This is a genomic window from Arthrobacter sp. BE255, from assembly GCF_031457335.1.
Lineage (GTDB): Bacteria > Actinomycetota > Actinomycetes > Actinomycetales > Micrococcaceae > Arthrobacter.
In genome coordinates this window covers 237332-263046 of sequence record NZ_JAVDWK010000001.1, presented here as the reverse complement: position 1 = coordinate 263046, position 25715 = coordinate 237332, and the positions used below count along the sequence as shown (strand labels likewise).

The 25715-nt window shown below is 68.0% G+C and carries 23 protein-coding genes; 7 read left to right on the top strand and 16 right to left on the bottom strand.

The genetic code is table 11. The features are described from left to right. Window positions 1–2 precede the first annotated feature (2 nt). The 3 genes from J2X42_RS01275 to J2X42_RS01265 form a co-directional block, all read right to left on the bottom strand. On the bottom strand, window positions 3–347 hold the full coding sequence (locus tag J2X42_RS01275) for a hypothetical protein (protein ID WP_310161386.1): 345 nt from the start codon (window positions 345–347) through the stop codon (window positions 3–5). A 95-nt stretch (window positions 348–442) separates the two neighbouring features. Further along, the gene (locus tag J2X42_RS01270; RefSeq protein ID WP_310161383.1) at window positions 443–2080 is read right to left on the bottom strand and encodes a response regulator transcription factor; all 1638 of its coding nucleotides are present in this window, start codon (window positions 2078–2080) and stop codon (window positions 443–445) included. A gap of 104 nt (window positions 2081–2184) precedes the next feature. Further along, entirely contained in the window at window positions 2185–3708 is a 1524-nt protein-coding gene (locus tag J2X42_RS01265) for an ATP-dependent DNA ligase (RefSeq protein WP_310161380.1), read from the bottom strand. Window positions 3709–3784: 76 nt separating this feature from the next. Here J2X42_RS01265 and J2X42_RS01260 point away from each other — a divergent pair, with 76 nt between their 5' ends. Then, the gene (locus J2X42_RS01260) at window positions 3785–4378 is read left to right on the top strand and encodes a dihydrofolate reductase family protein (protein ID WP_310162135.1); all 594 of its coding nucleotides are present in this window, start codon (window positions 3785–3787) and stop codon (window positions 4376–4378) included. 77 nt (window positions 4379–4455) lie between these two features. On the opposite strand, the gene groL is transcribed toward J2X42_RS01260, so the two are convergent. From groL to J2X42_RS01245, 3 genes are all read right to left on the bottom strand, one after another. Beyond that, window positions 4456–6066, bottom strand: coding sequence for a chaperonin GroEL (gene groL / locus J2X42_RS01255; protein ID WP_310161377.1), 1611 nt, complete (start codon window positions 6064–6066; stop codon window positions 4456–4458). A gap of 77 nt (window positions 6067–6143) precedes the next feature. Then, window positions 6144–6437: a co-chaperone GroES gene (gene groES, locus J2X42_RS01250; protein ID WP_003805290.1), complete on the bottom strand. Its 294-nt coding sequence runs from the start codon at window positions 6435–6437 to the stop codon at window positions 6144–6146. Window positions 6438–6654: 217 nt separating this feature from the next. Next, window positions 6655–7041, bottom strand: a complete 387-nt coding sequence (locus J2X42_RS01245) for a hypothetical protein (protein ID WP_310161373.1) — start codon at window positions 7039–7041, stop codon at window positions 6655–6657. 54 nt (window positions 7042–7095) lie between these two features. On the opposite strand from J2X42_RS01245, the gene J2X42_RS01240 reads away from it, so the two are divergent. Then, window positions 7096–8322 carry a class I SAM-dependent methyltransferase gene (locus J2X42_RS01240; RefSeq protein ID WP_310161371.1) on the top strand — a complete coding sequence of 409 codons (1227 nt, stop codon included), beginning with the start codon at window positions 7096–7098 and terminating at the stop codon, window positions 8320–8322. Between the two features lie 2 nt (window positions 8323–8324). Here the strand turns inward: J2X42_RS01240 and J2X42_RS01235 are convergent, their stop codons facing one another. Further along, window positions 8325–9143, bottom strand: coding sequence for a shikimate 5-dehydrogenase (locus J2X42_RS01235; RefSeq protein WP_310161367.1), 819 nt, complete (start codon window positions 9141–9143; stop codon window positions 8325–8327). An 89-nt stretch (window positions 9144–9232) separates the two neighbouring features. Continuing rightward, on the bottom strand, window positions 9233–10666 hold the full coding sequence (locus J2X42_RS01230) for a glycoside hydrolase family 3 N-terminal domain-containing protein (RefSeq protein ID WP_310162133.1): 1434 nt from the start codon (window positions 10664–10666) through the stop codon (window positions 9233–9235). Between the two features lie 398 nt (window positions 10667–11064). Here J2X42_RS01230 and J2X42_RS01225 point away from each other — a divergent pair, with 398 nt between their 5' ends. Next, window positions 11065–12216 (top strand): glutamate--cysteine ligase, encoded by a 1152-nt coding sequence (locus J2X42_RS01225; RefSeq protein ID WP_310161365.1) that lies wholly within the window; start codon window positions 11065–11067, stop codon window positions 12214–12216. Between the two features lie 122 nt (window positions 12217–12338). On the opposite strand, the gene tsaD is transcribed toward J2X42_RS01225, so the two are convergent. From tsaD to J2X42_RS01195, 6 genes are all read right to left on the bottom strand, one after another. Continuing rightward, complete coding sequence (tsaD, locus tag J2X42_RS01220; protein ID WP_310161363.1) at window positions 12339–13457, bottom strand: tRNA (adenosine(37)-N6)-threonylcarbamoyltransferase complex transferase subunit TsaD; 1119 nt, start codon at window positions 13455–13457, stop codon at window positions 12339–12341. Continuing rightward, on the bottom strand, window positions 13454–13915 hold the full coding sequence (rimI, locus tag J2X42_RS01215; RefSeq protein WP_310162131.1) for a ribosomal protein S18-alanine N-acetyltransferase: 462 nt from the start codon (window positions 13913–13915) through the stop codon (window positions 13454–13456). The genes tsaD and rimI overlap by 4 nt, the downstream gene beginning before the upstream one ends. A gap of 44 nt (window positions 13916–13959) precedes the next feature. Continuing rightward, window positions 13960–14631, bottom strand: a complete 672-nt coding sequence (gene tsaB, locus J2X42_RS01210; protein ID WP_310161361.1) for a tRNA (adenosine(37)-N6)-threonylcarbamoyltransferase complex dimerization subunit type 1 TsaB — start codon at window positions 14629–14631, stop codon at window positions 13960–13962. After that, entirely contained in the window at window positions 14631–15254 is a 624-nt protein-coding gene (gene tsaE / locus J2X42_RS01205) for a tRNA (adenosine(37)-N6)-threonylcarbamoyltransferase complex ATPase subunit type 1 TsaE (RefSeq protein WP_310161360.1), read from the bottom strand. The genes tsaB and tsaE overlap by 1 nt, the downstream gene beginning before the upstream one ends. Then, the gene (gene alr / locus J2X42_RS01200; RefSeq protein ID WP_310161359.1) at window positions 15251–16471 is read right to left on the bottom strand and encodes an alanine racemase; all 1221 of its coding nucleotides are present in this window, start codon (window positions 16469–16471) and stop codon (window positions 15251–15253) included. Before alr ends, tsaE begins: the two co-directional genes overlap by 4 nt. Window positions 16472–16555: 84 nt before the next feature. Next, entirely contained in the window at window positions 16556–17647 is a 1092-nt protein-coding gene (locus J2X42_RS01195) for a carbohydrate kinase family protein (protein ID WP_310161357.1), read from the bottom strand. A 70-nt stretch (window positions 17648–17717) separates the two neighbouring features. Here J2X42_RS01195 and J2X42_RS01190 point away from each other — a divergent pair, with 70 nt between their 5' ends. The 4 genes from J2X42_RS01190 to J2X42_RS01175 all read left to right on the top strand — a co-directional run bounded on the left by J2X42_RS01190 (window position 17718) and on the right by J2X42_RS01175 (window position 23165). Next, window positions 17718–19109, top strand: a complete 1392-nt coding sequence (locus J2X42_RS01190) for a 6-phospho-beta-glucosidase (protein WP_310161354.1) — start codon at window positions 17718–17720, stop codon at window positions 19107–19109. Between the two features lie 139 nt (window positions 19110–19248). After that, window positions 19249–20514, top strand: a complete 1266-nt coding sequence (gene mshA / locus J2X42_RS01185) for a D-inositol-3-phosphate glycosyltransferase (RefSeq protein WP_310161351.1) — start codon at window positions 19249–19251, stop codon at window positions 20512–20514. A 46-nt stretch (window positions 20515–20560) separates the two neighbouring features. After that, window positions 20561–22243 carry a formate--tetrahydrofolate ligase gene (locus J2X42_RS01180; protein ID WP_310161347.1) on the top strand — a complete coding sequence of 561 codons (1683 nt, stop codon included), beginning with the start codon at window positions 20561–20563 and terminating at the stop codon, window positions 22241–22243. A 493-nt stretch (window positions 22244–22736) separates the two neighbouring features. Beyond that, window positions 22737–23165, top strand: coding sequence for a hypothetical protein (locus tag J2X42_RS01175; RefSeq protein WP_310161345.1), 429 nt, complete (start codon window positions 22737–22739; stop codon window positions 23163–23165). Window positions 23166–23371: 206 nt separating this feature from the next. On the opposite strand, the gene J2X42_RS01170 is transcribed toward J2X42_RS01175, so the two are convergent. Continuing rightward, on the bottom strand, window positions 23372–24457 hold the full coding sequence (locus J2X42_RS01170) for an inositol-3-phosphate synthase (RefSeq protein ID WP_310161343.1): 1086 nt from the start codon (window positions 24455–24457) through the stop codon (window positions 23372–23374). Window positions 24458–24628: 171 nt separating this feature from the next. Next, window positions 24629–25666 carry an L-glyceraldehyde 3-phosphate reductase gene (gene mgrA, locus J2X42_RS01165; RefSeq protein WP_310161341.1) on the bottom strand — a complete coding sequence of 346 codons (1038 nt, stop codon included), beginning with the start codon at window positions 25664–25666 and terminating at the stop codon, window positions 24629–24631. Window positions 25667–25715 lie beyond the last annotated feature (49 nt).

Below are 25715 nucleotides of genomic sequence, written 5' to 3'. Positions count from 1 at the left end.
CATCACTGCGCTCCTTTTTCACTGAGGTTGATTCCTGGGGCTGAACCCTCCCGTTGGCCGGCAGCCGTGCTCCCCGCTGCTTCGCCGCCCGTCTCCCTGTAGCGCCACCACCAGGCCAGCATCAGCGCGGACGCCAGGACGTAGGCCAGGTGCAGTGCCCAGATGGGGCCGGCGGGCAGGTTGAAGACGTAGACGGAGTGAACCGCATTGGCCACATTGCTCAGGACCAGGTTCCCCAGGCTGTAGGAGGCGAGGTCCCGCGTGCGGGCCGCTTTCACCAGCATCGGCAGCATTCCCAAGGCAAACAGCACCGTCGAAAGGGTGCCGGCAAGGACTGGAAGGTTCATGCTTTGAGGCTACGATCGGGGCCAGCCGGGCCGCGTCGGCCAAATCATGTAACTCTGCGCAGGGGCTTTGTGGGTATTTTTATGCAGTCCTGCAGTTACTCCGCGAGCCCGTGCTCGAACGCATACCTCGTGGCGGCCGCGCGGGAGGAAAGGCCCAGCTTCAGGAAGATGTTGCTGATGTGCCGGGCAACCGTCTTTTCGCTCAAGTACAGGTCAGCGGCTATCGCCCGGTTGCCTTCTCCGGACGCGACGAGCCGAAGCACTTCCGTTTCCCGCGGGGACAGCGGACTCTTGGCTCCGTCGTCGGCGCCTTCCCGCATAAGCGAGGCGGCCCCGGCGGCAGCAGGCGCTGCACCCAGCTCCAGGAACTCGGCATGTGCGGCCTCGAAGTCCATCAGCGCCGAGGGCTCATCGCCGAGAGCCCGGCACGCACGCCCGGTCAGGATGCGGCAACGCGCGGCCTCGTAGGGCACGCCGAGTTCAAGCCACAGCTTCCAGGCGTGCCGCAGGGCTGCTGATGCACCCGCCGGATCGCCTTCAGCGAGCCGGACCGCGCCGGCGGCCTGATCGGCAACCGCCCGGACCATGGGCATGGGGCATTCGCGGGCAAAGCTCTCCAGCTCGTCCGCGCCCCGCCGTGCCGCCTCAAGGTCGGAGGCTGCCAGTTCGATCTCCACCAGTGCCGGCAACAGATTCCGGCGGGTGGCGACGTCGGCCACGCCGGCTGCCCTGCGGAGCATTACCTGCGCCTGCTGCGCTTCCCCGCGTGCCAGCAGGAGGAGCGCAAGGCCGGGCTGCGGCTCGTAGCCGCTTCGTGCCGCCTCGCGGTAGGAACCGTCGGCGGCATCCAGGGCGCCGGTGAGCCGCTGCACTTCGCCCTGCTGGTAAAAACCGCCGTAGAGCGCCTGCGGATCGCCCCGGGTGGAGCGTCCCTGGGCCGCGGCCGCAGCCTCCATCGCTTCGGCCCAAGCCCCGTGCAGCCGGAAGATCTCGGCGCGGTGCGACTGGCACTGGCCGCTGAACGCCACCATGTCAGGGCGGGCATTGCACCAGCGGTCAAGCGCCACGGTCCATTGCAGCGCCCTCTCAAGGTCAAAGGCCAGGTGGCAGTTGCCGATGACAGCGCAGTAGATAATCCCGGAGGGGATCGCGGAGACTTCCCCCGCTGTCACGGCCACCATGACCTCGTCGAACATCCGAAGGCCCTCGTCGGGGTGTCCAAGCATCAGGGTCGCCTGGCCAGTGCCGAGGAGGGCCAGGGCGGACAGGTCTTTGTCCTGGAAGTTCCGGCCGTATTCGGCAGCCTGGGAGAACGTCTCGAGTGCGCCGGCAGGGTCGCCGCTGTAGAGCTTGCCCAGGCCCACCGGGACGAGCAGGAAACCCTGCACGGCGTCCGGCTCGGCCAGTTCGTCCGCCAGCCTCTGGCCGCGGGCAAACCAGCCTCCGGCCCGCGCCGGCTCCCCCACGTTCATCAGCTCCATGCCCATCCACGCCGCGCACCGGGCGGCACCCACAACGTCGCCGACCACCAGGTATTCCTCATGGGCCCGGGTGAGCGTATCAAGCCCTGCAGTGATATTGCCGGTCAGGATTTCGGAGACCGCGAGCCGGTCAAGGTCCGGTGCCGGCAGTCCGCCGCGGAGGTCGGCGTCACGGAAGTTCTCGAAAGCATCGGTCCAACGGTGCTCCCGGAAGGCTGACCGGCCTTGGTCGATGCCCGTCTCGGCTGTCATCTGGCCTCCGTTCGGATACATTCCCGCCCAGCCGGTTTGGCCCTGCCGCGCGCCAGGCGGGCTGCTTAAGCGCCACGGTACGCCCGCTCGGGAACCGGCACAACCTACCCGCGCAGCAGCGCGCGGAGGGTCTGGATGGTGTCCGCCTCGGCCGCCGTCTTGTCATCCCTGTAGCGCTTAACGCGCGCGAACCGAAGGGCAATTCCGCCCGGGTATCGCGGAGAACGCTGCACACCGTCGATCGCGATCTCCACCACGGTGACGGGCTCAACCCAGACCGTGCCGGCCGTGCGCCGCAGTTCGATCTCCGGGAACCTCTCGGTCTGCCAGCGCAGCAGCGCATCGGTGAGGCCCTTGAATGTCTTGCCCACCATCACGTAGCCGCCGGGTTCGCCAAACTCGCCGGTCGGGTCGAGGGCACCGAGGTGCAGGTTTGACAGCAGCCCGGCGCGCCGCCCTGACCCCCACTCGCAGGCGAGCACCACCAAGTCGTAGGTGAGTACCGGCTTCACCTTGATCCAGTTGGAACCACGCCGGCCTGCGGCGTAGGCCGATCCGACGGCTTTCACCACTACGCCCTCATGGCCGGCAGCGAGCGCATCCCGCGACACCCGTTCAGCGACGGCAGCGTCCGCCGTGATCTCCCCCGGGATCCGGTGTTCCGGGGCGATGCGCTCGAGCACGCCGATGCGCGTCGACAGAGGCTCCTCGAGCAGGTCCCGCCCGTCGATATGCAGTACGTCGAAGAACCAGGGATGCAGCACCGTGGCGTGCACAGCATCCGCCCCGAACCGCGACATGGTCTCCTGGAACGGCCGGGGGCCGCCGTCCTCGTCGAGGGCGAGTGTCTCGCCGTCGAGGATCACTTCACGGACCGGCAGTCCGCGCACCACCTCCACGACCTCGGGCAGCCGGTGCGTCACGTCGGCCAGGGTGCGGGTGTAGATGCGCACCTCGTCGCCGAACCGATGCACCTGGATGCGGGCGCCGTCGAGCTTGTACTCCACCGATGCCTCCCCCGTGGTTTCCAGCGCCGCGCTGGCGCTGGAAGCAGTGGCGGCGAGCATGGGCTGCACGGGACGGCCGACGACGAGGCCGACGGCGTCAAGCTGGGCGGCCGTGCCCGTGATCGCGAGCAGGGCGGTCCCGCCGAGATCGCCGGAGAGCATCGCAGCGCGTCGTACTGCGTCGGCGGGCCGGCCGGCGGCGCGGGCAACGGCATCCGTCAGCACGCCCTCAAGCGCACCGGTACGCAGCTCACCGAGCAGCACACCGGAAATGAATGCCTGCTCGCGTTCGGTGGCAGCCGCCGTGAGCATCCGGAGGGTGGCGGCGCGCTCCGCCGCCGATCCGGCACCTGCGGTGACGAGCAGCCGGTCCAGCGCAGCGTCGAGGTCAGCGACGGTAAGGCTCGGCTCGGCGGCCGGTTCCCCCATGGCCGCTGTCATGCCCCGCCAGCCGACCCCTACCCGGCCCTGTCGCGGCTTGGCGGTGAGCAAGCCGACGGCCGTTGCGATGTCCGTGGGGGCAAGCCGGCGCAGCAGGTCGGCCAGTGCCTCAACCTTCGCCAGCCGGGAGCGGGTCGACGCGACGGTATCAGTGGTTCTCACGAGCTCGTCGAGCAGCATGGCACCAGTCTGCCACGCGGGCCGATGCCGGTCGCTGGCTCTGGACAGCGCCGGAGCACAGTTCCAGACTGGACGCATGGGCATCATCGTCGCGAACCTGTTCATTACCCTCGACGGCGTCTACCAGGCGCCCGGCGGCCGGGAGGAAGACCCCGAGGGCGGCTTCGCCTTCGGCGGCTGGCAGGCGCCGGTGTCCGATGACGAAGCCGGCGCGGCCATCGGCGCCGAGATCGAACGCATCGATGCCCTGCTTCTCGGCCGGAAGACTTACGACATCTTCGCCGCCTACTGGCCGCACCAGTCCGACGACATCGGCGGCACGCTCAACCGGGTGCCCAAGTTCGTCGTCTCCAGCACGCTGGCTGATCCGACATGGGCGGGCACCACCGTACTGCCTGACGCCGCGGCCGCGGGCCGGCTCCGTGAGGAGTACGGCCAGGTGCACATGTTCGGCAGCGGCGTCCTCATCCGTTCACTCCTCGCTGCAGACGTCCTGGACCGCCTCCACCTGTGGCTCTATCCGATCACCCTTGGCCAGGGGAAGCGCCTTTTCGACGACGCGACGATCCCCGGTTCCTTTCGCCTGGCGGAGCCGGCCCGCAGCTTCCCCAAGGGCGCGGTGTCGCTGGTGTACGAGCGCGCGGGCGACGTCGAGACGCGGGACATGTAAGTCCCGGGCACAAAAAACCGGCCCAGCGGAAGCTGGACCGGTTTTTTGTGTACGAAGGACTGCGCTCAGGCGTCAGCTCAGTGGCTGTGACCTGCGTGCTCGTCTTCTTCAGCCGGCTTCTCCACCACGAGGGTCTCGGTGGTGAGGACCAGCGCGGCGATGGACGCTGCGTTGCGCAGGGCTGCACGGGTGACCTTGACCGGGTCGATGACACCGGCGCCGATCAGGTCCTCGTACACGCCGGACTTGGCGTTGAAACCGTTGTTGGTCTCGAGCTCTGCAACCTTGGCCGTGACAACGTAGCCGTCGAACCCGGCGTTCTGGGCGATCCAGCGCAGCGGCTGGACCAGGGCGCGGCGGACGATGCCAACAGCGGCTGCGGCGTCGCCTTCGAGGGCCTTGACTGCAGGGTCCTCGTCGAGTGCCTTCAGGGCGTGGATCAGCGCGGAACCGCCACCGGCCACGATGCCTTCTTCGAGGGCGGCGCGGGTGGAGGACACAGCATCTTCGATACGGTGCTTCTTTTCCTTCAGCTCAACCTCGGTGGCTGCGCCAACCTTGATCACGCCGATGCCGCCGGCCAACTTGGCCAGGCGTTCCTGCAGCTTTTCCTTGTCCCAGTCGGAGTCGGTGCGGGCCAGCTCGGCGCGCAGCTGGGAAACCCGGGCTGCGACGTCTTCTGCGGAACCGGCACCGTCAACGATGGTGGTGTTGTCCTTGGTGACCGTGATGCGGCGGGCAGTACCCAGCACCTCAAGGCCAACGGTGTCCAGGCTCAGGCCCAGTTCCGGGGAGACAACCTGCGCACCGGTAAGGGTGGCGATGTCCTGCAGCATGGCCTTGCGGCGGTCGCCGAAGCCCGGAGCCTTGACGGCAACCACGTTCAGGGTGCCGCGGATGCGGTTGACGATCAGCGTGGACAGCGCCTCGCCGTCGACGTCTTCGGCAATGATGAACAGCGGCTTGGAGCTCTGCAGCGCCTTCTCCAGCAGCGGCAGGAAGTCCTGGACCGAGGAGATCTTGCCCTGGTTGATCAGGATGAGGGCGTCTTCGAGGACGGCTTCCTGGCGTTCTGCGTCGGTGACGAAGTACGGGGACAGGTAGCCCTTGTCGAACTGCATGCCTTCGGTGAGGACCAGTTCGGTCTGCGTGGTGGAGGACTCCTCGATGGTGATCACACCATCCTTGCCGACCTTGCCGAATGCCTCGGCGAGGAGCTCGCCGATTTCGTCGCTCTGGGCGGAGATGGCTGCAACGCTGGCAACCTGGGTGCCCTCAACCGGACGGGCGTTCTCGAGCAGGCGGGCGGCGACGGCTTCAACGGAAACCTCGATGCCGCGCTTGATCTGGCCGGGGGCAGCGCCGGCAGCAACGTTACGCAGGCCTTCCTTGACCAGTGCCTGTGCCAGAACGGTGGCTGTGGTGGTGCCGTCGCCGGCAACATCGTTGGTCTTCGTGGCGACTTCCTTGGCCAGCTGCGCGCCAAGGTTCTCGTACGGGTCGTCCAGTTCGATTTCACGGGCGATGGTGACACCGTCGTTGGTGATTGTGGGAGCGCCCCACTTCTTGTCGAGGACGACGTTGCGGCCGCGGGGGCCGAGCGTCACCTTGACAGTATTGGCGAGCTTATCGATGCCGGCTTCAAGCGACCGGCGGGCAGCGTCGTTAAACGCAAGCTGCTTTGCCATGGTTGTGTCCTTTCAAGACAGAAACCCCGCGCTGCCGGCCAGCAAAAGCATGACCAGCGGCACGGGGATCCAAAGAGTTACTTTACGACGATCGCCAGAACGTCGCGGGCGGACAGCACGAGGTACTCGGTGCCGCCGGTCTTGACTTCGGTTCCGCCGTACTTGGAGTAGATAACGACGTCGCCAACGGCTACGTCGACAGGAACGCGGTTGCCATCTTCAAAGCGGCCGGGTCCGACTGCAACAACTTCGCCTTCCTGCGGCTTCTCCTGTGCGGAGTCCGGGATGACCAGGCCGGAAGCCGTGGTCTGCTCGGCTTCGAGCGGGCGGACAACAATACGATCCTCAAGAGGCTTAATAGAGACCGACACTCGGACCTCTCCTTTTCGTCAGCAAATTCATGGACTGGAGAGCTGCTGCCCGTGGCTGGCAAACCGTCGTCGCGGTGCCGGCAGCAGCCTGGCTGGCAGCTCTTCATGTGTTAGCACCCTCCTAGGGAGAGTGCTAATGATGACTCTATGTAAGTGGTTAGCACTCGGTCAAGGCGAGTGCCAGAATTTTGCCCCCGGTGAACAGTCCCAAACAGTCTCAGCGCCCGGCGAGGTCATCGAAATCGACGTCCTCGTCACCTTCGTTGCCCTCGTCCACGGCGTTGCCCCGCTGGAGATAGAGGATGACGGCGCCGGCTGCAGCGGCCAGCAGCGAAACCACCAGCAGGATAATGCCGCCTAACCGGGCCCCGGCATAGAGGTCCCTGATCTCGCGTGCCTCGTCGGTGGCGTCCTGGATGTTCTTGCCGCCCACGGAGTAGACCGTGGCGTTGAAGGTGTCCAGGAAGAAGATGATCACCAGGAGTGCGGTGCAGACCACGGCCACAGCAGCTCCCGCGATCAGTGCGGGACGGGCGAACTTCACCAGGCCTGGGTGGTTCGGATGTGGCTGTTCGGACGGCTGTAGGCCTGCGCGCTCTTCCATGCCTTCAACCCTATCGGCATCCCGCCGCCGTGCTCCTCCACTACGCTTGAACCCATGGCTCAAGCACCGCAGGACCAGATCGCACCACTGCTCACGAGCGAAGGCTGGGACCTGCTGGCGTCCCTTGGCCCGTACCGCGAGGACACCTCGTTCGAGCTGAATTCCTCGCTCCGCAAGGCCGGCCACTCCCCCGCACTGGTGTCCGCTGTCCTCACCCAGTCCAGGCTCCGCACCAAGGCCGAACTGAAGTTCGGTGAATTCGCCCGGAGCATGCTCTTCACCCAGGCCGGGCTGGAACAGGCCACCCGGCTGAACGTTGCCGCCCGGCACGCCGAACGGTTCGCGCAGGCCGGGATCGGCCACGTCGCGGACCTCGGCTGCGGGCTGGCCGCCGACTCGCTGGCCCTCGCCTCGATGGACATCACCGTCACGGCCGTGGAAATGGACGAGACCACTGCCGCCTGCGCCACGGTGAACCTCATCCCGTTCCCCAACGCCACCGTGGTGCACTCCGACGCGATGTCGGTCCCGCTGGACGGGATCGACGGCGTCTGGCTGGATCCGGCACGCCGTGTCACCTCCACGTCGGGAACCAGGCGGATCTGGGATCCGGAGGCCTTCTCCCCGCCGCTGTCCTTTGTGGAGTCGCTGGCCGCGTCCGGCCGCGCGGTGGGGGTCAAAATGGGTCCCGGGATGCCGCACGAATCGGTGCCGGCGGATTGTGAGGCGCAGTGGGTCTCCGTGGGCGGCGACGTCACCGAGGTGACGCTGTGGTTCAACGCGGTGCGCCGGCCGGGGATCCGCCGGGCAGCGTTGCTTTTGGGGCCACAGGGCGCCGCGGAAATCACCAGCGCTGAGGATTTCGACGGCGGTCCGGTCGCCCCGGTGGGCGCGGTGGAGGGCTACCTGTACGAGCCCGACGGCGCCGTGATCCGCGCGGGGCTGGTGGCCGACGTCGCACTCGAACTGGGCGGGCACCTGGTGGACGAGCACATCGCTTACATCTGTGCCCCCGACCTGGTGGACACGCCCTACGCCCGGGCCTACAGGGTCCTGGAGGTCATGCCGTACAACGTGAAGGCGCTCAAGGCCTGGGTCAAGGACAACGGCATCGGCGTGCTGGACATCAAGAAGCGCGGCACCTCCGTTACCCCGGAGGAGCTGCGGAAGCAGCTGCTTCCCGCGGGGAAAAGCAGCAAGAAGGCCGGAACCAAAACGGCCACCCTGGTCCTGACGCGCATCGGGGAGGACCGGGTGGCCATCGTGGTGGAACCGGCCTGAACCTACTGGGCGCGCGTGAATTCCTCGGCGGCCCGGACCTGCTCGTCGGTGGGGCGGACCCCGGTGTACAGCACAAACTGCTCCAGTGCCTGGATGGTGGCCACCTCGGCGCCGGTGATCACCGGCTTCCCGGCGGCGCGTGCCGCCTGGATCAGCGGGGTTTCGGCCGGCAGCGCCACGACGTCGAAGACCACTTTGGCGGCTGCGATGGTCTCTTCCGGGAACGACAGGGCGTCGGCTTCCGGACCGCCCTGCATGCCGATCGGGGTGACGTTGATGATCAAATCTGCCGTGCCGCCGTCGAGCGCTGCGCGCCAGCCGAAACCGTACTGCTCCGCGAGGGGCCGCCCCGCGTTCTCGTTGCGGGCAATCACCGTGACGTCCGTGAAACCGGCATCGCGGAGGGCGGCGATGGTGGCTTTCGCCATTCCGCCGGCCCCCTGCACCAGGACCGAGTGTCCGGTGGGTACGGCATTGGACTTGAGCAGCTGCTCAATGGCCGTGTAGTCCGTGTTGTAGGCCTTGAGGTGCCCGTCGGTGTTGACGATCGTGTTGACGGAATCGATGGCCTTGGCGGAGGCGTCCATCTCGTCCACGAGCGCGATCACGTCCTCCTTGTACGGCATGGACACCGCGCAGCCGCGGATCCCCAGGCCCCGGATGCCGGCGATGGCCTGGCCAAGGTCCGTGGGGGCGAAGGCCTTGTAGATCCAGTTCAGGTCCAGAAGGTCGTAGAGGTAGTTGTGGAAGCGGGTCCCGTTGTTGCTGGGCCGCGCCGACAGCGAGATGCAGAGGGTCATGTCTTTATGAAGAATGGGCACCGGTCCATTAAACGCGCTCCCGCCCAGCTGACTGACAGACAACGCACTGAAATGCGTGAATGGTGACGTTAACTGTGAGCCATTTGGGGTTATGGGCAGCCGGTGCCGGCGGGGAAGCTTCCGACGGCGGCAGGCAGCTTCCCGGGGGCGGTTGCCTTGCCGGCCAGTAAGGCCGCCAGCGCGTCGAAGGCGCCCGGGCTGCGCCCGTACAGTGCAACCTTGACCGGCGCGGCGGAGTCCTGCAGGGGCCAGGGCGCGTCGAGCGACACGGCAACGTCCCCTGCGGCCGGGGCGCCGCCATAGCCGATGAGGCTGACCACCGGCCCCTCGCCTACTGCGAGCCCGGCCTTGGCGGCGGCGGCCTCGAACCGGGCCCGGTCCTGCGGGGAGCCTCCTGCCACCCGGACACTGCCGGGAACCAGCGGACCGCTGCAGGGTCCGGACAGGACCGTGACAGCGGCGGCCGATACCCGCGCTGAGATGTCCGCGCCGGTCCCGGGCGCCGACCCTGGAGGCGACGCTGTCCTGCCCCGCCAGATCATCATGGTGGCCACCCGCTGCGCGGCCTCGTCCAGGCGCGCGGCCGGCAGGCTGCCGCCGGCCACCGCAGCCAGGATGGCCGCGTGTGCCTGCGCCACATCCGTGGGCATCAGCAGCAGGTCCGCCCCGGCGGCGAGCGCCGTCACGGCAGCGGAGCCGTCCGGATACTGCTTCTGGACCGCACCCATGTTGAGGGCGTCCGTCACGGCGACGCCGTTGAACCCCATGCCCCGCAGCGCAGCGTACGTGGGCGCGGACAACGACGCCGGGACGCCGGGTTCGAGCGCGGGCACGGCGATGTGCCCCGTCATGACCATGGGCACGCCGGCGCCGATAGCGGCCCGGAACGGCTTCCAGTCGCGGGCCTCGAGGTCGGCAATGCTTGCGGGCTGCACGGGCAGATCCTGGTGCGAGTCAACCATGACTGAACCATGCCCGGGGAAATGCTTCACGGCCGGCAGCACGCCCGACTCCTGCATCCCCTGCGAAAAGGCCACCCCCAGGGCCCCGGCCGCATCCGGGTTCCCGGACATGGAGCGCGCGCCGATGGTCGGATCGGCAGGCCCGATGGTGACGTCCGTGTCCGGTGCGAAGTCCACGTTGAACCCCAGCGGCGCGAGTTCGGACGCCATGGCCCGGCCCGCGTCCTTGGTGAGCGCCGCGTTGCCCGCAGCGCCGTAGGTCATGGGCGCCGGCCATTCGGTGAGCGGCGCACCGAGCCGCGCCACCATGCCGCCCTCCTGGTCCACTCCGATGAGGCCGGGCCAGGTCCGGCCGTCCGCGCGGGCTGCCTGGGCCAGCCGTGCGGTGGTTGCTGCCATGGCCGCAGGGTCCACCTGCTTCCGGGCGTCCACCGGGACGTTGTCCCCCATGATGATCGAACCTGCCAGGTGGAGGCGTTCGATGGTGGCGGCGTGCGCCTCAGCGTCCGTCCCCGCGAAGAAGGGCATCAGGACCTGGCCGGCTTTCTGCTCCGGGGTCATGGCGGCCACGGCTGCGGCGGCCGCGTCCCTGTCGCGCTGCTGCGGTCCCCAGCCGAGGGGCCTGGTCCCCGGGTCCGGTGCGGCAGACGACGGCGGGGGTGCCGGCGTCGTCCGTTGGGATGCCGAGGGCGACGGGCTGGGAGTGGGGCTCTCGGAAGAGGGCGCCGCCGCTGGGGCGGGCACGCCCGTGCAGGCGCTCAGGGCGGTGAGGGTGGCCGCCGCTGCCATGATGAGGGTGGTTTTGTGAAAACTGTCACGGGTCTGCGGGAACAAGGCCATCAATACGATGCTACCCCTGCACTAGACTTGAACCACCCCTTCGCCTGCCTGCCGCCGATTGCCAGGACACCCTTCCGGGGCGGCGTGGGCCAGGGACAACAGAACAGTTAGGGGAACGCATGAAGATTGATTTCGCTTCATCGAGGCAATCAACTCTTGGTGTGGAGTGGGAGCTGGCGCTCGTGGACGGCCAGACCGGTGAGCTGGCTTCCGTGGCCAACGAGGTGCTCCGCGGCGTCGCCGCCAAACACCCCGAGCTGAACGAGGACGACGAACATCCCCACATCAAGCAGGAACTCCTGCTGAACACGGTGGAACTTGTCACCGGCATCTGCGAGACCGCCGGCGAAGCCAAGGAGGACCTCAGCAGGTCCCTGGCCGCAGTCCGCGAGATCACCGACCCCATGGGCGTGGAGGTCTTCTGCGCCGGAAGCCACCCCTTCAGTCCGCCGCAGCTCCAGCCGGTCACGGACAAGGCCCGCTACGCCAAGCTGATCGACCGCACGCAGTGGTGGGGCCGGCAGATGGTCATTTACGGTGTGCACGTCCATGTTGGCCTGGACCGGCGCGAAAAGGCGCTCCCCGTGCTGGACGGCCTGGTCAACTACTTCCCGCACTTCCAGGCCCTGTCGGCGTCGAGCCCGTTCTGGGGCGGCGAGGATACCGGCTATGCCTCGCACCGGGCCCTGATGTTCCAGCAGCTGCCCACCGCGGGCCTGCCGTTCCAGTTCCAGTCCTGGGACGAATACGAGTCCTATGTCCAGGACATGTTCACCACCGGCGTGATCGACACCCTGTCCGAGATCCGCTGGGACATCCGCCCGGTCCCCAACCTCGGCACCATCGAGATGCGCATCTGCGACGGCCTGGCAACGCTGGAGGAAGTGGGCGCCATTGCCGCCCTCACCCAGTGCCTCGTGGACGAATTCTCCACCACGCTGGACAACGGCGGGACCATCCCCACCATGCCGCCGTGGCACGTCCAGGAAAACAAATGGCGTGCCGCGCGCTACGGCATGGAGGCCATCATCATCCTCGATGCCAAGGGCAGGGAACAGCTGGTGACGGACCATCTCCTGGAGACCCTGAACCGGCTGGAGCCCGTCGCGGCCAGGCTCGGCTGCCCGGACGAGCTCGCCGACGTCGAAAAGATCATCAGCCGCGGGGCCGGCTACCAGCGCCAGCGCCGCGTCGCCGCCGAGCACGGCGGGGACCTGCAGGCCGTGGTGCTGGACCTCGTCAAGCAGATGCGCAACGGCCCCACCGCCTGACGACACCCTCCCGAAACGGGGCACTTCGACACGGACACGCCCGCCGCCGTCGTGATTTACGACGACGGCTCCCCCAAAGTGCCCCGCGACGGTTCGCCGGGTCCCGGAGAGTCCGGCCTGCCTCAGGTTGGCAATGACACCGCGGTGACCGGCATCGACGAGTCCGGCGCGAAGCGGATGCCGCTGGGCGCCACCCCGGCCATCACCAGCTGCGCACCGAGGGCCGCCACCATGGCGCCGTTGTCCGTGCACAGGTCCAGCGGCGGAACGTGGAGCCTGATTCCGGCGGACGCGCAGCGCTGTCCGGTGAGCTCCCGCAGCCTGGAATTGGCCGCCACGCCGCCGCCCAACAGCACGTCCTTGATCCCATGTTCACGGCAGGCCAGCACGGCCTTTGACGTGATCACGTCCACCACCGCTTCCTGGAACGCGGCCGCAACGTCTGCCACGGGGACGTCCTCGCCGCGGGCCTCGAACTGCTCGACGCACCTGGCCACCGCGGTTTTCAGGCCGCTGAAGGACCAGTCATAACGGTGCGGGCCCGGTTCCTCGGCGGACCCCATGTATTTGGGCTGGGTGAGGCCGCGCGGGAACCGGATTGCCTTGGGGTTGCCGGTCTTTGCCAGCCGGTCGATGGCGGGACCGCCCGGGTAGCCGAGGCCCAGGATGCGGGCCACCTTGTCGTAGGCTTCGCCGGCGGCGTCGTCGATGGTGGAACCCAGCAGCTGGACATCGTCGGTGATGCTGTTGATCTTGAGGATCTCGGTGTGCCCGCCGGACACCAGCAGGGCTCCGAGGTTGTCCGGCAGCCGCGGGGCGACGCCTGAACCAACTCCGCCCGAAGCGCCGGCAGGAGACCGGCCGTCGAGGAGCCCCACACCCACGTGCGCCACCAGGTGGTTGATCGCGTACAGCGGCTTGCCGGTGGCCACGGCCAGGGCTTTGGCAGCGCAGACGCCCACCATCAGGGCCCCGGCGAGGCCAGGTCCCGACGTGACCGCGATGGCGTCCACGTCTGCCAACTCAACGCCGGCGTCGTCGAGGGCCTGCCGCAGCGTGGGGACGAAGGCATCCAGGTGCGCGCGGGAGGCGATCTCGGGGATCACCCCGCCGAAACGCACGTGTTCGTCCATGGAGGAGGAAACGGTGTTGGTCAGCAGGGCGGTTCCGCGGACGATCCCCACGCCGGTCTCGTCGCAGGAGGATTCGATGCCCAGTACCAGGGGCTGCTGGCGGTTCATGGCTGGTCTGCTTCCGTGGTGGGGGCCGGGTCGGGTGCGAGCTGGAGCCGCATGATCAGGGCGTCCACACCGTCGCGGTAGTACCGGCGGCGGACATGGATCTGCTCAAAGCCGAAGCGCAGGTACAGCTGCTGGGCCCGCGGGTTGTCTGCGCGGACCTCGAGCAGGACGTCCTGGGCGCCGCGCCGTCCGGCTTCCCCGATGAGCCGGGTGAGCAGTGCCGAACCGATCCCCCGGCCTTCGAATTCAGGAACGACGGCGATGGTCTGGACGTCCGCGATGGGCTCGATGCACATCAGGCCGGCGTAGCCCACGATCATGGACGCTGTTTCGGCCACCAGGTAACGGCGGGTGTCGGTCTGCGACAGTTCGTCGAAGAACATGTGGAGCGGCCAGGCATCGGTGGGGAACAGCCTTTGTTCCAAGGCGTTGACGGCCGGCACATCCTCCAGCGTCATGTCGCGGAGAACCACCCCGTCAGCGCCGGGCACGGCCGGGGTGCTCACAGCGCCCGCTTCCGCGGCCCAGGGACCTGAGCGTCCGATTCGCGCAGGTACAGGGGTGTGGAATCAGGCAGTGGGGCGCCCGCTGCCAGCCGGGCCAGCGCGAACTGGCCCAGATACAGGGCGTCGGGCTGTTCGGAGCTGAACGCGGCGTTGGCCTTGAGCACATCGGAGTACAGGCCGGCGCCGGCACCGTAGGCGGGCAGGTCCGGGAGGTCCGCAGCGAAGCCCACGTGCGGGCCGTCTTCCAGCTGCGGCAGCTGCCCGTCCGCCAGGCTGTAGCGGGCCCAGTAGACCTCTTTCCGGCGTGCATCGGTGACCACCAGGAATTCGGGCACCGCATCGGTGGATTCGGCAACCTCCAGGGCCACGGCGTCGAGGCTCATCATGCCGTACAGGGGCTTGTTCCAGACGAAGGCCAGTGTGCGGGCGGTGGCGATGCCGGACCGCAGGCCCGTGAACGGGCCCGGCCCCACGCCGGTGACGATGGCGTCGACGTCACTGCCCGAGACCCCGGCCGAGGCGAGCAGGTCTTCGATGCCCGGGGCGAGGACCTCGGCGTGGCTGCGGGTGTCCTCGGTGGCGAAGCTGGCTACGACGCCTTCCAAGGCGTCGTCGGACACCAGCGCGGCGCTGGCCACGGCTGAGGTGTCGATGGCAAGGATGAGCATCAGAGTGTCCCTTCCGTGATTCCGCCGAGGGCCGGCCTGGACGCCCAGCGCGGACCGAAGCCGCGCATCACGATCGTGCGGGGCTCGTCGTCGTCGTCCGTATCAAAGTCCAGGACTTCGGGCTCCCCTTCGTGGACGGCAGCTGCCGGGTGCGGTTCCGTTGCGGGCAGGCCAATGGCACGGTGCAGGTCGACTTCGAGGCGGCTCTCGCTCAGGTGTTCCACCCTGCCGCGGCCCCATTCCACCACTGTCACGGCTGAGTCCATGGTGTTCTCCAGGTCGATGTCGTCAATTTCCGACGCCGATCCCAGCCGGTAGGCGTCCACGTGGACCAGGTCCGGGCCGCCGGGGCGGGGACCGTCGGGCAGGTTGGGGTGGATGCGGACCAGGACAAAGGTCGGTGAAATAACGCCGGACCGCACCCCCAGGCCCTCCCCCAGCCCCTGGGTGAAGGTGGTCTTGCCGGCACCCAGCTCGCCGGTCAGCACCAGCAGGTCCCCGGTGTCCAGTTCCGACGCCAAAGCCGCCGCGAGCCCATGCGTCTGGTCCGCCGTCGACACGCGGAGCGTCAGCTCCCAGTTGGCCCCGGAGCCGGCCCCTGCGCCAGTGTCAGGAAGGCTCATGGCGTGCGCTGCTTCCCGGCCCCGGGCGCAACAAAGGCCTCGTTGATGAACCGGCGCGGAACCCGCGGACTGATCCGGGTCACGATCTCGTAGTTGTTCGTTCCTGCGGCAAGCGCCCAATCGTCAGCCGTGGGACCGCCGTCGGACCCGCTGCCGAAAATTTCCGCCTCTGCGCCCAGCAGGCCGGCCCCGGCCGGGACCGCGTCGCCGAGGTCGATGACCATCTGGTCCATGGCGATCCGCCCCACCACCGGATACGTGTGGCCCGCCACACGGACCGGGCCGCCGGTGGCCACCCGCGGGATGCCGTCCGCGTAGCCCACGGGGATCAGGGCCAGGGTGCTGGGGCTGGTGGTGTGGTAGCGCAGGCCGTAGGAAACCCCTTGTCCCTCCGGCACGTGCTTGCACTGCGACACGATGGTCCGCAGCGTCATGGCCGGGCAAAGTCCCAGCTCGGCGGACGTCTGGCCCTCGAACGGGGAGAGGCCATAAATGCCCAGGCCCACACGGACCAGGTCGAAATGGGTGTCGGGCCGGGACAGCGTCGCGGGCGTGTTCGCAAGGTGGCGGACCTCGGGATCCACGCCGGCGTCCTCGGCCACAGCCAGCACCTCGCGGAAGGCAGCCAACTGCTCGTCGGTTTCGGGCCGGTCGGGTTCGTCCGCGACGGACAGGTGGGAAAAGATGCCTACGACGCGCAGGAGCCCCTGGTCCTGGTATTCGAGGGCCTCGCCCACCAGGTGGTCCCAGCCTTCGAGGGTGACGCCGTTGCGGCCGAGACCCGTGTCCACTTTGAGGTGGATCCGGGCCGGGCGTTCCTGCTCGCGGGCGGCGGCCACAATTTTGTCCAGCTCCCAGCCGGAGCAGCCGATGTCGACGCCGGCAGCAACGGCCGCGCCGAAGTTGCTTTCCGTGGTGTGCAACCAGGCCAGCATGGGCGCATCGATTCCGGCGGTCCGCAGGGCGAGGGCTTCTGAGATGTGGGCGACACCCAGCCAGGAGGCCCCCGCTTCGAGGGCTGCCCGGGCCACGGGAACGGCGCCGTGACCGTACGCGTCGGCTTTGACCACCGCCATGACCTTTGCGGGCGACGCCGCGGCGGCCAGCCTGCGGACATTGTGGCGGATGGCGTCCAGGTCGATGACGGCGGAGCGTTCGTAGAGCGGATCCGCTCCTGGGGCCGCGCTGAAGTCACCGGTTGCTACGGGGTAAGTCACCTTAGTGATTCTAGTGCGGGCGGTCCCGCCGCAAATCACCGCCGGAAAATCGCGGGCCCCAGGCGTCCTGGCAACTCCGCTGCCTCAGGCGTCGGAGAGGTGGGCGATCGTGGCAGTGGCCCGGCGCTGGGCGGCCAGCGGGACGTCCCGGATGATCTCTTCGAGGAAGCCGTAGCGGCGCAGCCACTGGCTGCTCTGGCGTTCCCGCCGGGCGTTGGCCCGCTGCCACCAGTCGGCGATGTCGCCCCAGCCGGGGGCTGCGAGGGAACCGCCCACCTCCTGCACGGCCAGCGACGCGCACAGGTTCGCGAAGCGCAGCCTGTTCCCCAGGGGCCAGCCTGCGAGGCTGCCCACGATGAACGCCGCGTCAAAGCAGTCGCCGGCGCCGGTGGGGTCGAATGCCGAGACAGGCAGCGACGGCACCCATTCCTCCTCGCCGGTCTCCGAGTCGACAGCCATGGCGCCCTGCGCGCCGAGCGTCACCACGGCCACGGGCACACGGTCCGCCAGGGCATAGAGCGCCGCCCAGGGGTCGTCCTTGCCGGTGAACGCCATGGCCTCGCGCTGGTTGGGTAGGAAGGCGTGGAAGTACTGCAGGTTTTCGAGCCGGACCGGGGACCATTTGCCGCTGGGGTCCCAGCCGACGTCGCCGAAGAGCTTGACGCCGGACTGGTGCGCTTCCACCGCCCAGGGTTCAATCTCAAGGTCCAGTTCGGCGATCCCCGCGAGCGCCGGCGGCGGCGTGCCGATCAGCTCCGACGACGTCACCGGGGCCGGGTGCCCGTGCGTCACCAGCGAGCGGTCCTTCTGGACACTCAGGGACACCGTGACCGGCGAGTGCCAGCCGGGGATGCGGCGCGACAGGCTGAGGTCCACGTGTTCCTGCCCGGCCAGGATCTTCCAGTTGTAGTCGCCGTAGCCGTCGTCGCCGAAGGCCGCCGCCAGGCCCGTCCTGAGGCCCAGCCGGGCCGCCGCGATGGCCTGGTTGGCCACGCCGCCGGGGCAGCTGCCCATGCCCTCGCTCCAGATCTCTGTGCCGGGTTCCGGCGCATGCGGCAGCCCGGTGAAAATGATGTCCTGGAACACCGTGCCGGCGAGGATCAGGTCGAACTCACCGTCCGACGGCGCGCGGACGGCGGAGAGCGGGTCGAAGCGTCGGGCGGGGATGGCGTCCATGTCCGGCACGATACGCCCTGCCGCCCGCCGGCGATAGGGGCGACCCGCCGTCGGGCCTAGACTGCTGGTTATGCGGCTCATGATCGCCGGCGGCGGCGGATTCCGGGTTCCCCTCGTGTACCGGGCGCTGCGTTCGGGCGCCTTTGCGGGACTGGCCACGGAACTGGTGCTGTACGACGTCGACCCCGGCCGGCTCAGTGCCGTCGCCGCGGTGCTTACGTCCATGCCCTCCCCGCCTGCCGGGGAAGGCGACCGGCCGCCGTCGATCCGCACCACCACGTCGCTGCCGGACGCGCTCCGGGGCACGGACATGGTGTTCGCCGCGATCCGCCCCGGCGGCACGGCCGGACGGATCGCGGATGAACGAGTGGCGCAGGACCTGGGCCTGCTGGGACAGGAAACCACGGGAGCCGGCGGGATCTCCTATGCCCTGCGCACCATTCCCCGGATGCTGGAACTCGCCCGGCAAATGCGGGAGGTTTGCCCCGACGCCTGGCTGATCAACTTCACCAACCCCGCAGGGATGGTCACCGAAGCCCTGCTCCCCGTCCTCGGACCAAAGGCCATCGGCATCTGCGACTCGGCGGGCGGGCTGGTGCACCGGGCCGCCCACGCCGCCGGGAATCCGCTTCAGGACGGAAGGCTCGACGGCGTGGGCTACTACGGGCTGAACCACCTGGGCTGGCTGTACCGGCTGGAGTCCGGCGGCCGGGACCTGCTCCCCGGCCTGCTGTCGGACCCTGCGGCACTGCACACCTTCGAGGAAGGCAGGCTGTTCCCGCAGCCGTTCCTCGCTGAGCTCGGTGCCCTGCCCAACGAATACCTCTATTACTACTACCGGCAGGACAGTGCCGCGGCGGCCATGCGCGCCATGCCGCAGACCCGCGGTGAGTCGATCCACGCCCAGCAGGCCGAACTCTATCCACGGCTTACAGCGGCCGGACCCCGCGCCTACCGGCTGTGGGACGCCGCCCGCCGCTCCCGCGAGGAAGGCTACCTGGCCGAAGCCCGCACCCACGGTGAGCAGCGCGACGAGGAGGACCTCGCCGGCGGCGGCTACGAACGCGTAGCCCTGGCGGTGATGCGCGCTCTGGCTGGCGGCAGCGGTAACACGCAGCTGATCCTGAACACACGCAATACCCTGCCCGCAACTGCAGCAGCCCCACCGAAACCGGCCATTCCGGGGCTGCCGGCGGACGCCGTCGTCGAGGTCCCCTGCACAGTGACGGCCGACGGCGCGGTGCCGCTCCCCCAGTCGGCCCCGGGAAGGAAGCAGCTGGGGCTGATGCGCCGGGTCAAGGAGGTGGAGCAGCTCGCCGTGGGGGCAGCCACCCACGGCGACCGGGCCGCGGCCCTCGATGCTTTCGCCAGGCACCCCCTGGTCGACTCCCGGGAACTGGCCGGTGCGCTGCTCGAAGGCTATGAACGGGCGTTCCCCGCGCTGAAGGAACTCTGGCGCTGAATCCTGTGGCTCTATTCACACGCGCCACGTCAGCCGCCGCGCAGCTGCCGGCAGGCCGCGCGTTAACGTCAGGAGTAGTGTTTTATCGGATGCATAACTGAACGCGCCCCCGCGGGCGCAGGTGCTGGAAGGAGATGCCGTGGCACTGATCCGCAGGGTCGCCCTGCTCTCCCTCCACACCTCGCCCATGGAACAGCCGGGTTCGGGCGACGCGGGCGGGATGAACGTCTACATCCGCGAACTTGCCTCCGCCCTGGCTGAGACCGGCGTGGAAGTGGAAATCTTCACGCGGTCCACCTCCGCCAACCAGCCCGCCGTCGAGCATCCAGACCCCGGCGTCTGTGTCCACAACGTCCTGGCCGGACCGCCGCACAAGGTTCCCAAGGAGGAACTGCCCGGCCTGCTGCACAGCATGGTGGCCGAGATCGAGCAGATCCGCCAACGCCAGCCCCATGGCAGGTACGACGTCATCCACTCGCATTACTGGGTGTCGGGCGTGGCCGGCCTGGAGCTCTCAGAGCTGTGGGGCGTGCCGCTGGTCCACACGATGCACACCATGGCCAAGGTCAAGAACCTGCTGCTGGAGTCCGGCGAGCAGCCCGAGCCACGGCGGCGCGAGGTGGGCGAACACCGGATTGTCGACGGCGCCGCCCGCCTGATTGCCAACACCAGCGCCGAGGCCCAGGAACTCGTGTCGCACTACGGCGCCGACTACGACCAGATCGACATCGCCGCTCCGGGTGTGGACCTGGCCACGTTCACGCCGGCGTTCCGCGCGCGGTCTCGTGCCGAGCGGGATATCCCGGCGGACACCTTCCACCTGCTGTTCGCGGGGCGCATCCAGCGGCTCAAGGGCCCGCAGATCCTGATCAAGGCGGCCGCGAAGCTGCGTGCCCGGCGCCCGGACATCAACCTGCGGCTCACCATCCTGGGTGCGCTCAGCGGCAACAAGGACTTCAACCTCCGCCACCTGGTCTCGGACGCGGGAATGGACGACATCGTCACACACCTTCCCCCTGTGGGCGCGCCTGAGCTCGCGGCCTGGTTCCGGGCCGCCGACGTGGTGGTGATGCCCTCCTACAGCGAATCCTTCGGGCTGGTGGCGCTCGAGGCGCAGGCGTGCGGCACACCGGTGGTGGCCACCCGCGTGGGCGGACTGTCCCGGGCCATCTGCCACGGCCGGACCGGGCTGCTGGTGGACGGGCACCATGCCGAGGACTGGGCTGATGCCCTCGAAGCCCTGTACGACGACCCGGAAACGCGGGTAGACATGGGGCGGGCGGCCGCCATCAGGGCCCAGAACTCCGGGTGGCAGCGCACCGCCGCCATCACGCTGGAAAGCTACCACGCCGCCGTCGACGATCACCTGGTGGGCCGGCTGATCCCGGCTGCACCGGCACCCTGAGGCGGACGCCACCGCGCCCGCCGACCCGCCCGAGCAAAGGACAAAGATGTCTGAACACATTCCGCTGACCGACCTTGAGATCGCGCGCCAGGCAACGATCAGGCCCATCGGCGAGGTGGCGGCAGCGGCCGGAATCAATGCGGAAGCGCTCGAACTGTACGGGCGGTACAAAGCCAAGATCGACCCCGCCCTGCTTGATGCCCCCGCCCCGGCAGGGAAGGTGGTGCTGGTCTCCGCCATGTCCCCAACCCCCGCCGGCGAGGGGAAGTCCACCACCACCGTGGGCCTGGCGGATTCGCTGTCCCGGGCCGGCCACAAAGTCATGATCGCCCTGCGGGAGCCCTCGCTTGGACCCATCCTGGGCATGAAAGGCGGCGCGACGGGCGGCGGCTACTCCCAGGTGCTGCCCATGGATGAGATCAACCTGCACTTCACCGGCGATTTCCATGCGGTCACGTCGGCCAACAACGCGCTCATGGCGCTGGTGGACAACCACATCTACCAGGGCAACGAGCTGAACATCGATCCCCGGCGGATGACATTCAAGCGGGTCCTGGACATGAACGACAGGTCGCTGCGGGAGGTGATCATCGGCCTGGGCGGGCCCACCCAGGGTGTCCCCCGGCAGGACGGGTTCGACATTACGGTGGCGTCGGAGATCATGGCCGTGTTCTGCCTTGCCACGGACCTGGCCGATCTCCGCGGGCGCCTGGGCAGGATCACGTTCGGCTACACGTACGACCGTTCCCCCGTCACTGTGGCGGACCTCGGCGTCCAGGGCGCGCTCACGCTGCTCCTCAAAGACGCCATCAAGCCCAACCTGGTGCAGACCATTGCCGGCACTCCCGCCCTGGTCCACGGCGGGCCGTTCGCCAACATCGCACACGGCTGCAATTCGCTGATCGCCACACAGACAGCGCGGCGGCTGGCCGACATCGTGGTCACGGAGGCCGGCTTCGGGGCCGACCTGGGCGCGGAGAAGTACATGGACATCAAGTCGCGGGTTGGTGGCGTGGCGCCGTCCGCCGTCGTGGTGGTGGCCACTGTCCGGGCGCTGAAGATGCACGGCGGCGTGGCCAAGGACCGGCTGACCGAACCCAACCTCGAAGCGCTGCAGGCCGGCGTCGCCAACCTCCGGCGGCACGTGCACAACGTGGAGAAGTTCGGGGTGACGCCGGTGGTGGCCATCAACAGGTTTTCTTCCGACAGTGCTGGGGAGCTGGACTGGCTGCTGGAGTGGTGTGCCGCGGAGGGCGTGCAGGCCGCGGTGGCGGACGTCTGGGGCCGGGGCGGAGGCGGCGACGGGGGCGACGAACTCGCGGCCAAAGTGGCGGCAGTGGTCTCCGCGCCCAACAGTTTCCGGCACCTGTACCCCCTGGACCTGCCTGTGGAGGAGAAGATCCGGACCATCGTCCAGGAGATCTACGGTGCCGACGGCGTGGACTTCTCCGTCCCCGCCCTGAAGCGGCTGGCCGACATCGAAAAGAACGGCTGGACCGGGCTGCCCGTCTGCATGGCCAAGACCCAGTACTCGTTCAGCGACGACGCCTCCCGGCTGGGCGCGCCGAAGGGCTTCACTATCCACGTGCGTGACCTGATCCCGAAGACCGGTGCGGGCTTCATCGTGGCACTGACCGGTGCGGTCATGACCATGCCGGGCCTCCCCGCGGCCCCGGCGGCGATGCGCATGGACGTGGACGCCGCCGGCAACCCGGTAGGCCTCTCCTGACCTATCAGGACCCTCTCTGTTGCTCTATCACTTTTGGCCGTTATTTTGCCCTTATAAGGGCCAAAACTGATAGAGCAACAGGGGCTGTGGATATCTTCTGCGGGCGGCCGAGGCTTGGGCAACAATGGTGCCCATGCGCCCGTCCTCGCCTCTGCCAGACACTCTTTCATCTGTTCCGTTTACCGTCCATGAGGCTCGGGCCGCCTGCCTGAGCCGGGGTAGGCTACGTGCCTCCGATTTGGCCTCCGCCGGGCGGCTGATCTACCTGCCGGCCGGGTGGGACTTTGAAATCCGGGCTCTGTCCAGGGCTTTATCCGCGGCGACACCTGGGGCGTGGATCTCGCACGCGACAGCGGCCTGCATCCTGGGACTATGGCTCCCAACCTGGTTCCGCGACTGCCGTGAACTCCATCTGAGCAAACCGAGGGAACTGCCGCCCGTACGGCGGAAGGGAGTCGTCGGCCACACCGTCCTGGCATTTGAAGGAGAGGTCATGGAGCTGGACGGGATTCGAATCTCCACACCGGCCCGGACCTGGCTTGACCTTGCGGGCATCCTCCCTTTGGAGGATCTGGTGGCCGTGGGCGATCAGTTGGTCCGGCAGCCGCGGCCAGGCCTCGAATACCGCGCAGAGCCGTGGTCGACCCTTCCCCAGCTAAACGAAATGCTCCGGCGACACCGGAAGCTAAAGGGAATCGTAAGAGCCAGGGAAGCGGCCAAGCTCATCCGCTTTGGATCAGATTCGGCACCGGAGACCTTCCTGCGTTTGGCCCTGACTGCCGCAGGCCTGCCCGAGCCGGAGCTGCAGATGCGGATCGTGCCAGGCGACTTGTATTCGCCGGCGGCAGACATGGGATACCGCGCGCAACGCATTGCCATCCAGTACGACGGCGGCCCTCACCCGCGAGCAGCAGTCCATTGATAATCGCCGGGACGAATCCTTCAATGCCGCGGGCTGGCGGTATTTCAAGTTCAACGCCGACGATCTGGCGCAGGACTTCCGCCGGGCTGTCAGGAGGGTCAGGCTGGCCCTCGACCCTCATTAAAAGCACATTGCCCTATCACTTTTGGTTCCCAAACCGGGGGTTTGGGGACCAAAAGTGATAGGGCAACGAAAACGTGGGCGGGTTAGCGCTCCAGGTCGCCGCGGATAAAGGCCTCGACCTTTTCACGGGCGAGGTCGTCGTTGAACTGCTCCGGCGGGGACTTCATGAAGTAGCTCGAAGCCGACAGCAGCGGGCCGCCGATGCCGCGGTCAAGGCCGATCTTGGCAGCGCGGATGGCGTCGATGATCACGCCGGCGGAGTTGGGCGAGTCCCACACTTCCAGCTTGTACTCCAGCGAGACCGGGGCGTCACCGAAGTTGCGGCCTTCGAGGCGGACGAAGGCCCACTTGCGGTCATCGAGCCACTGGACGTAGTCCGACGGGCCGATGTGGACGTCCTTGGCAGCCAGTTCGGCCTCGACGTTGGACGTAACGGCCTGGGTCTTGGAGATCTTCTTGGACTCGAGGCGGTCGCGCTCCAGCATGTTCTTGAAGTCCATGTTGCCGCCGACGTTCAGCTGGTACGTGCGGTCCAGCGTGACGCCGCGGTCTTCGAAGAGCTTGGCCATGACACGGTGCGTGATGGTGGCACCGATCTGGCTCTTGATGTCGTCGCCCACGATCGGCACGCCGGCGGCGGTGAACTTGTCAGCCCAGGCCTTGGTGCCGGCGATGAACACCGGAAGCGCGTTGACGAAGGCTACCCCGGCGTCGATGGCGGCCTGGGCGTAGAACTCGGCGGCTTCCTGAGAGCCAACGGGCAGGTAGCAGACCATGACGTCGGCTTTGGCGTCCTTGAGGGCCTGGACAACGTCCACCGGCTCGGCCGGGGACTGCTCGATGGTCTCGAGGTAGTACTTGCCCAGGCCGTCCAGGGTGTGGCCGCGCTGGACGGTCACCCCGGTGGGAGGAACGTCGGCGATTTTGATGGTGTTGTTTTCGCTGGCGAGGATGGCATCCGCAAGGTCAACGCCGACCTTCTTGCCGTCCACGTCGAAAGCGGCAACGAACTGGACGTCGTTGACGTGGTACTTGCCGAACTCCACGTGCATCAGGCCGGGGATCGTGGCCTCGGGATCGGCGTCACGGTAGTAGTGCACACCCTGGACGAGCGATGCGGCGCAGTTACCCACACCGACGATTGCAACACGAATCGGATTTGAAGACACGGAACTCCTTTGAGGACAAAACTTCAGCCGCCGGACGGTCAGTACTGGAACGTACGACGGCGGACAGCAGGCATGGCGCCATGCGGCGCCTTTTCATAGTACCCAACTGAGCGGGGGCCGGGATTGTTCCCCGGCGCCCCGCCCAGTTGATTCGCGTACAGCTCGGAAGTGTTACTTCTTCTGCCAGAGGTTGATGTCCGATGCCTCCGCGAACTCGTCGATGGCGGTCAGCTCGTCGGTGGTGAACTTCAGGTTGTTGATGGCGGAGAGGGTGTCCTCCAGCTGCCTGACGCTCGAGGCCCCCACCAGGGCAGAGGTCACCGGCGTGCCCTTCGGCTGGTCGCGCAGGATCCAGGCGATGGCCATCTGGGCGAGGGACTGGCCGCGGCCCTCGGCGATCGAGTTGAGGCCGCGCACGCGGTCCAGTTTCTCCTCCGTGATGGCCGCTTCGGAGAGGAAGCGCTCCTTGGCGGCGCGGGAATCGGCGGGGACCCCGTTCAAATACCGGTTGGTCAGCAGGCCCTGCGCCAGCGGCGAGAAGGCGATCGAGCCGGCGCCCACCTGTTCCAGTGCCTCGTAGAGGTTGGGGGTGCCGTTTTCGGTCCACCGGTTCAGCATGGAGTAGCTGGGCTGGTGGATGAGCAGGGGCGTCCCGAGTTCCTTCAGGATCCGCGCGGCCTCGAGCGTCTGCTCGGGCGTGTAGGACGAGATGCCGGCGTAGAGCGCCTTGCCGGAACGGACGGCGTAGTCGAGCGCGCCCATGGTCTCCTCCATCGGCGTCTCGGGGTCCGGCCGGTGGCTGTAGAAGATGTCCACGTAGTCCAGGCCCATCCGCTGCAGGGACTGGTCCAGGCTGGAGATGAGGTACTTGCGGGAGCCCCACTCACCGTACGGGCCCGGCCACATGTAGTAGCCGGCCTTCGTGGAAATGACCAGTTCGTCACGGTAGGGCTTGAAGTCATCCGCGAGGTGGCGGCCGAAGTTGGTTTCGGCCGAGCCGTCCGGCGGGCCGTAGTTGTTGGCGAGGTCGAAGTGGTTCACGCCGAGGTCGAACGCGCGGCGGAGGATGGCGCGCTGTTCGTCGAAGCGCTTGTCGTCGCCGAAGTTGTGCCAGAGGCCAAGGGAAATGGCCGGGAGCTTCAGTCCGCTGCGGCCGACGCGGCGGTAGGGCATGGATTCATAGCGGTTTTCCGCGGCTGAATAAGTCATACGTTCCATCCTGCCAGCTGTGACGCAGGCTACAGCCCGGAACGGCCTT